The organism is Brachybacterium sp. EE-P12 (assembly GCF_003711805.1).
Classification (GTDB): Bacteria; Actinomycetota; Actinomycetes; order Actinomycetales; family Dermabacteraceae; genus Brachybacterium.
The window spans coordinates 1-1,672 of record NZ_QXCP01000016.1; the positions used below are offsets into that span (position 1 = coordinate 1).

At 55.3% G+C, this 1,672-nt stretch carries 1 rRNA gene; it reads left to right on the forward strand.

Going from position 1 to position 1,672, the window contains the following annotated elements:
* The first annotated feature begins 135 nt into the window (after window positions 1-135).
* A 16S ribosomal RNA gene (locus D1648_RS17720) occupies window positions 136-1,655 on the forward strand.
* Window positions 1,656-1,672 lie beyond the last annotated feature (17 nt).

Here is a 1,672-nt window from a genome sequence, read left to right on the forward strand (position 1 = left end):
GTGCGCGTGTTGCTTGATATCTCAATAGCGTGTCTGTTTATCGATGCCATTATTTTGAATGGCAAATCATGACGGATGATACAGCAGTTAATGCTGGTTGTTTGTTTATTTTGTCAGGTTATAGTTTTTCATGTTTTCATGGAGAGTTTGATCCTGGCTCAGGACGAACGCTGGCGGCGTGCTTAACACATGCAAGTCGAACGATGACGGCCGTGCTTGCACGGTCTGATTAGTGGCGAACGGGTGAGTAACACGTGAGTAACCTGCCCCCCTCTTCGGGATAACCTCGGGAAATCGTGGCTAATACCGGATACGAGCGCTCATCGCATGGTGGGTGTTGGAAAGATTTATCGGTGGGGGATGGACTCGCGGCCTATCAGTTTGTTGGTGAGGTGATGGCTCACCAAGACGATGACGGGTAGCCGGCCTGAGAGGGCGACCGGCCACACTGGGACTGAGACACGGCCCAGACTCCTACGGGAGGCAGCAGTGGGGAATATTGCACAATGGGCGGAAGCCTGATGCAGCGACGCCGCGTGAGGGATGACGGCCTTCGGGTTGTAAACCTCTTTCAGTAGGGAAGAAGCGAAAGTGACGGTACCTGCAGAAGAAGCGCCGGCTAACTACGTGCCAGCAGCCGCGGTAATACGTAGGGCGCAAGCGTTGTCCGGAATTATTGGGCGTAAAGAGCTTGTAGGTGGCTTGTCGCGTCTGCCGTGAAAACCCGAGGCTCAACCTCGGGCGTGCGGTGGGTACGGGCAGGCTAGAGTGTGGTAGGGGAGACTGGAACTCCTGGTGTAGCGGTGAAATGCGCAGATATCAGGAAGAACACCGATGGCGAAGGCAGGTCTCTGGGCCATTACTGACACTGAGAAGCGAAAGCATGGGTAGCGAACAGGATTAGATACCCTGGTAGTCCATGCCGTAAACGTTGGGCACTAGGTGTGGGGGACATTCCACGTTTTCCGCGCCGTAGCTAACGCATTAAGTGCCCCGCCTGGGGAGTACGGCCGCAAGGCTAAAACTCAAAGGAATTGACGGGGGCCCGCACAAGCGGCGGAGCATGCTGATTAATTCGATGCAACGCGAAGAACCTTACCAAGGCTTGACATGCACTGGACGGCTGCAGAGATGTGGCTTTCTTTGGACTGGTGCACAGGTGGTGCATGGTTGTCGTCAGCTCGTGTCGTGAGATGTTGGGTTAAGTCCCGCAACGAGCGCAACCCTCGTTCTATGTTGCCAGCACGTGATGGTGGGGACTCATAGGAGACTGCCGGGGTCAACTCGGAGGAAGGTGGGGACGACGTCAAATCATCATGCCCCTTATGTCTTGGGCTTCAAGCATGCTACAATGGTCGGTACAATGGGTTGCGAAGCTGTGAGGTGGAGCGAATCCCAAAAAGCCGGCCTCAGTTCGGATTGGGGTCTGCAACTCGACCCCATGAAGTCGGAGTCGCTAGTAATCGCAGATCAGCAACGCTGCGGTGAATACGTTCCCGGGCCTTGTACACACCGCCCGTCAAGTCACGAAAGTCGGTAACACCCGAAGCCAGTGGCCCATCCTCGTGAGGGAGCTGTCGAAGGTGGGATCGGTGATTGGGACTAAGTCGTAACAAGGTAGCCGTACCGGAAGGTGCGGCTGGATCACCTCCTTTCTAAGGAGCATCACCAA